Origin of the sequence: Escherichia sp. HH41S (assembly GCF_009820115.1) — a bacterium.
Lineage (GTDB): Bacteria > Pseudomonadota > Gammaproteobacteria > Enterobacterales > Enterobacteriaceae > Escherichia > Escherichia coli_F.
In genome coordinates this window covers 275,635-282,613 of sequence record NZ_VNXE01000015.1, presented here as the reverse complement: position 1 = coordinate 282,613, position 6,979 = coordinate 275,635, and the positions used below count along the sequence as shown (strand labels likewise).

Sequence of the window (6,979 nt, the reverse complement as noted above, 5' to 3'; positions counted from 1 at the left end):
TGCACCTACCCGTTTTATTACATAACTGAAGAAAGCATTGCATTCCGGGAGCGTCCATATATGTTACCTCGCGCCCGACCCGGTAGCCGCAAGGGATAAGCCGAGGGTACCGCGCAGCGGCGATTTTGTTCGCCAGAGCCCGGGGGTGCAGGGGGCGGCGGCGATTGGCCGCCCCCTGCGCGCTCCTTGCGCCAGTCACTTTATATGGCATGACTCATAAAAGGAGCGCAACAAGAACTGGATCTCACAAACGCATTAAGTAAATACCAATCACTCTTTCGGTTTAAATCGCAGCAACCGGTTGGCGTTACTCACTACGGTGATCGACGAGAGCGCCATTGCCGCTCCGGCAACCACCGGGTTAAGCAGTGTTCCAGTGAACGGCCACAAAATACCGGCGGCGACCGGAATACCAATGCTGTTGTAGATAAACGCACCGAGCAGGTTCTGCTTCATGTTGCGCAGCGTTGCGCGGGAAATTGCGAGCGCATCCGCAACACCCATCAGGCTATGGCGCATCAGGGTAATCGCCGCGGTTTCAATGGCAACATCACTGCCGCCCCCCATCGCAATACCGACATCCGCCTGAGCCAGCGCTGGCGCGTCGTTAATGCCGTCACCCACCATTGCCACCTGACGTCCTTCACTTTGCAGACGTTTGATCGCTTCGGCTTTACCGTCTGGCAGCACCCCGGCTATCACCTCATCAATCCCTGCCTCTTTGGCGATCGCATTGGCGGTGGTCGGGTTATCCCCGGTTAGCATCACCAGACGATATCCCGCTTTATGCAGACGTTGCAGCGCCGCCACGCTATCACTACGCAATGGATCGCGTACAGCCAGCAGGGCTACCGCTTTCCCGTCAACCGCCAGCAGCACAGGCGTTGCCCCTTGCGATGCCTGGGCTGAAATATCTGCTTCAATCGCTTTAGTATCGACTTGCTGGTCATTTAACAACGCCTGATTACCCAGCAATAACGCATGACCTTCTGCTTCACCGCTCACGCCCAGCCCACGCAATGTACGGAAGCTGTTGACCTGCGGCAGCTGCATATCGCCTGCTTTATCGAGGATCGCCCGTGCCAGCGGATGGCTGGAACCTTGTTCCAGTGCCGCCGCCAGACGCAATGCTTGCGCTTCATCAACATCAGCAAATGTTTTTACTGCGGCAACCTGCGGCTTCCCTTCGGTCAGCGTCCCGGTTTTATCGAACACTACGGTGTCGAGCGTACTGGCGCGTTGCAGCGCGTCGGCGTCCCGTACCAGCACGCCAAATTCAGCCGCACGCCCGACGCCGGAAATAATCGACATTGGCGTTGCCAGCCCCAGCGCACACGGGCAGGCGATAATCAGTACCGTAGTGGCAATCACCAGGGTATAAACAATTTGCGGTGCCGGACCAAAGAAGTACCAGATGGCCGCACTGACCAGCGCAATCACCACCACTACCGGCACAAATACGGCAGAGATTTTATCCGCCAACTGGCCGATTTCCGGTTTACTGCTCTGGGCCTGGCGCACCATACGAATGATCCGTGACAGCGTAGTATGGCTGCCAACCGCACTGGCACGAAACAGCACGCTACCGTCCTGCACCACGGTACCGGCATGAACGCTATCGCCTTCGCCTTTTTGCTGTGGGATAGGTTCGCCCGTCAGCATTGCTTCATCCAGCCACGCTTCGCCCTGGGTAATTTCACCATCTACCGGTACACGATCGCCGGTCGTCAGGCGTAGTAACATACCAGGCTGAACATCTGCCAGCGGCACGCTTTTTTCACCTTCGTCAGTGACCAGGCGCGCCGTCGGCGGGGTTAAATCGAGTAATTTCTCCAGCGCCTTTGAAGAACGCTGACGTGCGCGCGCTTCCAGCATATGACCGAGATTAATCAGACCGATAATCATCGCACTGGCTTCGTAATAAAGATGTCGCGCTTCCATCGGGAACCACTGCGGCCACAGGTTGACGCTCATTGAATAGAGCCACGCCACGCCAGTACCCAGCGCCACGAGCGTATCCATTGTCGCCGCACCGTTCAGCAGGCTTTTCCATGCGCTACGGTAAAAATGCCCGCCGGCGAAAACCATTACCGCCAGCGTTATCAGGCCGATAACTAACCACAGACTGCGGTTGTCGGCGGTGACCATCATGTTATCGCCGATCATCCCCCAGACCATCACCGGGATACCTACCGCCAGAGCGACAATTGCCTGCCAGCGGAAGCGCTTCATGGTAGCGACGGCGGTTTCCTGCTGGCGCTCGCGGCGTTTAGCGTCATCTTCAATCGCTTCCGCGCCGTAGCCCGCTTTTTCCACCGCCTGCACTAAATCTTGTGGGGAGGCACTGCCCATCACCAGCGCAGTACGCTCCGCCAGGTTTACCCGTGCCTGAGTGACGCCCGGTACGCTTTGCAGCGCATTTTGTACGCGGGTAACACAGCTGGCGCAGCTCATGCCGCTCAGCAGCAACTGCTGACTGTCATCGTCATCGGCGTTTGCTGCCGGAAGCGCCTCAGAAACCGCTGTCAGTGCTTCCGACGGGATTGATGACTCCGCCAGCGGTTTAGCCTTTGGGTGGCTTACAGATGCGTCATAACCCGCTTGTTTGATAGTTTCGATCAGCTGTTCTGCACTGGCAGTACCGGTAACGTGTGCTTCAGTGATAGACACATCCGCCTGCTCAACGTCCGGGCGCTGTTCGAGACTTTCTTTCACGCGTTTAACGCAGTGACCGCAGGACAGGCCGTCCAGGGTCAGGTCGATAGTTTGTGACATAACGTACTCCTTTAAGACAGTGTTGACTGACTGTGTTAAAGGTTAAACCTTCCAGCAAGGGGAAGGTCAAGAAATTAATAAACCAGGCGGGTAAAAGTCCGTAAAGATTAAAAAATCGGCTCAATTTGCATCAGGATTAGACATTTATCTCTTTGTTTTCCTGTAGTTAAGTCGCGGATGCTAAGTTAAATCAGGATGCCTGAAAATCGGCACCGGGGTGAGGAATCCCCTCCCGCATCTATAAAAAGGAGTTAACAAAAGATGTTAGATGCAAACAAATTACAGCAGGCAGTGGATCAGGCTTACACCCAATTTCACTCACTTAACGGCGGACAAAATGCCGATTACATTCCCTTTCTGGCGAATGTCCCTGGTCAACTGGCGGCAGTGGCTATCGTGACCAGCGATGGCAACGTCTATAGTGCGGGTGACAGTGATTACCGCTTTGCGCTGGAATCCATCTCGAAAGTCTGTACGTTAGCCCTTGCGTTAGAAGATGTCGGCCCGCAGGCGGTACAGGACAAAGTTGGCGCTGACCCGACCGGATTGCCCTTTAACTCGGTTATCGCCTTAGAGTTGCATGGCGGCAAACCGCTTTCGCCACTGGTAAATGCTGGCGCTATTGCCACCACCAGCCTGATTAACGCTGAAAATACTGAACAACGCTGGCAGCGAATTTTACATATCCAACAACAACTGGCTGGTGAGCAGGTAGCGCTCTCTGATGAAGTCAACCAGTCGGAACAAACAACCAACTTCCATAACCGGGCCATAGCCTGGCTGCTGTACTCCGCCGGATATCTCTATTGTGATGCAATGGAAGCCTGTGACGTGTATACCCGTCAGTGCTCCACGCTCATCAATACTGTTGAACTGGCAACGCTTGGCGCGACGCTGGCGGCGGGCGGAGTGAATCCGCTGACTCATAAACGCGTTCTTCAGGCCGACAACGTGCCGTATATTCTGGCCGAAATGATGATGGAAGGGCTGTATGGTCGCTCCGGTGACTGGGCATATCGCGTTGGTTTACCGGGCAAAAGCGGTGTAGGTGGCGGTATTCTGGCGATCGTTCCTGGTGTGATGGGAATTGCCGCGTTCTCACCACCGCTGGACGAAGAAGGCAACAGTGTTCGCGGTCAAAAAATGGTGGCATCGGTCGCTAAGCAACTCGGCTATAACGTGTTTAAGGGCTGATCATGATGAACACGGAAGGTAATAACGGTAACAAACCCCTCGGTCTATGGAACGTCGTTTCCATTGGCATTGGGGCAATGGTGGGGGCGGGGATCTTCGCGCTGCTGGGGCAGGCTGCGTTGCTAATGGAAGCCTCGACCTGGGTCGCCTTTGCTTTTGGCGGTATTGTGGCGATGTTTTCCGGTTATGCCTATGCGCGTCTGGGGGCGAGCTATCCCAGCAATGGCGGTATTATCGACTTCTTTCGTCGCGGATTAGGCAACGGCGTCTTTTCGCTGGCGCTCTCGTTACTGTACCTGTTGACGCTGGCGGTGAGCATCGCCATGGTCGCCCGTGCTTTTGGCGCTTATGCCGTGCAGTTTTTGCATGAAGGCAGCCAGGAGGAGCACCTTATTCTGCTCTACGCGTTGGGGATCATTGCGGTGATGACGCTATTCAACTCTTTAAGCAACCATGCGGTAGGACGGCTGGAAGTGATCCTCGTCGGCATTAAAATGATGATCCTGTTATTGCTGATTATTGCCGGTGTCTGGTCGCTACAACCGGCGCATATTTCCGTCTCTGCGCCTCCCAGCTCCGGTGCGTTCTTCTCCTGTATCGGGATAACCTTCCTTGCCTATGCGGGCTTTGGCATGATGGCGAACGCGGCGGATAAAGTGAAAGATCCGCAGATCATTATGCCACGGGCGTTTCTGGTGGCGATTGGCGTTACCACGTTGCTTTATATCTCGCTGGCGCTGGTTTTGCTTAGCGATGTATCGGCATTAGAGTTAGAAAAATATGCCGATACCGCCGTAGCGCAGGCAGCATCTCCGCTCCTCGGGCATGTGGGTTATGTGATCGTTGTCATCGGTGCTTTACTGGCGACGGCTTCAGCCATCAACGCGAACCTGTTCGCCGTGTTTAACATCATGGACAACATGGGCAGCGAACGCGAACTGCCAAAGCTAATGAATAAATCTCTGTGGCGGCAGAGTACCTGGGGCAACATCATCGTCGTGGTGTTGATTATGTTGATGACGGCGGCGCTAAATTTAGGCTCACTCGCCAGCGTTGCCAGTGCCACCTTTTTGATCTGCTACCTGGCGGTGTTTGTGGTGGCGATGCGCCTGCGTCATGATATCCATGCCTCGTTGCCGATTCTTATCGTTGGCACGTTGGTTATGTTGTTGGTGATCGTTGGCTTCATCTACAGTCTGTGGTCCCAGGGCAGTCGTGCTCTGGTATGGATTATTGGCGCGCTCTTACTCAGCCTTATTGTGGCAATGGTCATGAAGCGCAATAAAGCCGTATAAAACCTCTCTGGGCGCAGTACTTTCTGTACTGCGCCTTTGTCTTTAATTCAAATTTCCTTTCTTATTCCTTTAATAAATAAGTCACAAAAAAATGATATATACGCGATAAATCTGTGATGCTAATCATTTATTGCTGTGGATTATTCTTAATGCGTATGATGGTAATCTAAAAGTCGTAGTGTATTCTAAATAAATAACGTATAAGCTTTTTAACTGCATTTCTTTTCCAATCTCAATGTTCGACAAAAGAGGTGCACAAGTTATTACCCTTCTTAATAAAATGAGACTGGTTATAAAAACCAGTTAAAATAATGACCTGGAAGGAAGTGACTTATCTATGGCGCGATTCCAGTTTAAAAGCCGTAAAAATAATGGGTTTATTTTTTTAATAAGTTTTATGGTGATGGGAGAAGCTACAATTGCTGCACCGCTGCCACAATGGGCGAACGCCCCAGCGGTAACGCCAGTTGCCCGATTATCTTTACAGGAAAGTATATTACGCGCCTTTGCGCGAAATCCCGACGTCACTCAACAGGCGGCGCAGATAGGTATTGGCGAAGCGCAAATTGATGAAGCCAAAAGTGCCTGGTATCCGCACGTTGGATTAACCGGCAACGCGGGGCCGTCCCGACAAACGGACTCCAGCGGCAGGCTTGATAACAACGTTTCGTATGGCATAACCCTGACACAGCTGGTGTATGACTTCGGTAAAACAGATAACGATATCAAACTGCAAACCGCCGCTCGTGACAGCTACCGCTTTAAATTGATGGCAACTTTAACCGATGTTGCCGAAAAAACGGCGACTGCCTATATGGAGGTCAGTCGTTATCAGGCGTTGTGCGATGCGGCTCAACGCAATATCCACTCGCTGGAAAACGTCTACAACATGGCGGCGCTGCGCGCTAACGCTGGTCTGAACTCATCGTCAGATGAATTGCAGGCCCAGACGCGTATAGCGGGAATGCGCTCGACGCTGGAGCAATATCAGGCGCAGATGGCGAGCGCCAAAGCGCAACTGGCGGTGCTCACTGGCGTCCAACCGGAGGCGATAGCCGCGCCACCTGCTGAATTAGCCGAGCAGCCGGTATCGTTGAAAAATATTGATTACCAGTCCATCCCGCTGGTACTGGCGGCAGAAAACTTACGCCAGTCTGCACAGTACGGCGTGGAGAAAACCAAATCGCAATACTGGCCGACGCTGAGTATTCAGGGGGGCAAAACGCGCTACCAGACCAGCGACCGCTCGTATTGGGACGACCAGTTACAACTGAACGTTAACGCGCCGCTGTATCAGGGCGGCGCAGTTTCAGCCCAGGTGCAACAGGCTGAAGGGCAACAAAAAATCTCTGCCTCGCAGGTCGAACAGGCAAAACTGGATGTGCTGCAACGAGCGTCTGTGGCATATGCGAACTGGACCGGCGCACGGGGTCGCGAAGAAGCCGGTTTAGCACAATCCGAAAGTGCGCACAGAACGCGAGATGTGTACCAAAATGAATATAAATTGGGCAAACGCAGTCTGAATGATCTATTAACCGTCGAGCAAGATGTCTTTCAGGCGCAATCGGCTGAAATAAATGCCAATTATGATGGCTGGGTCGCCGCAGTGAATTATGCCGCTGCGGTGAATAACCTTATTCCATTAGCGGGAATTAAACAGGGCTTATACAACGACTTACCCGACTTGAAATAATCCTGCCATTATTAATATCAGG

At 53.1% G+C, this 6,979-nt stretch carries 4 protein-coding genes; 3 read left to right on the top strand and 1 reads right to left on the bottom strand.

Features of this window, described 5'->3' with window-relative positions:
- Positions 1 to 270 precede the first annotated feature (270 nt).
- Complete coding sequence (gene copA, locus FQZ95_RS04430) at positions 271 to 2,775, bottom strand: copper-exporting P-type ATPase CopA (RefSeq protein WP_160529919.1); 2,505 nt, start codon at positions 2,773 to 2,775, stop codon at positions 271 to 273.
- A 261-nt stretch (positions 2,776 to 3,036) separates the two neighbouring features.
- Here copA and glsA point away from each other — a divergent pair, with 261 nt between their 5' ends.
- The 3 genes from glsA to FQZ95_RS04415 all read left to right on the top strand — a co-directional run bounded on the left by glsA (position 3,037) and on the right by FQZ95_RS04415 (position 6,957).
- Complete coding sequence (gene glsA, locus FQZ95_RS04425; protein ID WP_160529918.1) at positions 3,037 to 3,969, top strand: glutaminase A; 933 nt, start codon at positions 3,037 to 3,039, stop codon at positions 3,967 to 3,969.
- A gap of 2 nt (positions 3,970 to 3,971) precedes the next feature.
- A complete protein-coding gene (locus FQZ95_RS04420) occupies positions 3,972 to 5,264 on the top strand; it encodes an APC family permease (protein ID WP_105277212.1) in 1,293 nt (430 codons plus the stop codon).
- Positions 5,265 to 5,601: 337 nt separating this feature from the next.
- Positions 5,602 to 6,957, top strand: a complete 1,356-nt coding sequence (locus tag FQZ95_RS04415) for a TolC family outer membrane protein (RefSeq protein ID WP_160529917.1) — start codon at positions 5,602 to 5,604, stop codon at positions 6,955 to 6,957.
- Positions 6,958 to 6,979: the final 22 nt, after the last annotated feature.

Coding starts and splice junctions, on each gene's coding strand:
- copA (WP_160529919.1), bottom strand. CDS start 2,775: ATGTCACAAACTATCGACCTGACCCTGGACGGCCTGTCCTGCGGTCAC.
- glsA (WP_160529918.1), top strand. CDS start 3,037: ATGTTAGATGCAAACAAATTACAGCAGGCAGTGGATCAGGCTTACACC.
- FQZ95_RS04420 (WP_105277212.1), top strand. CDS start 3,972: ATGATGAACACGGAAGGTAATAACGGTAACAAACCCCTCGGTCTATGG.
- FQZ95_RS04415 (WP_160529917.1), top strand. CDS start 5,602: ATGGCGCGATTCCAGTTTAAAAGCCGTAAAAATAATGGGTTTATTTTT.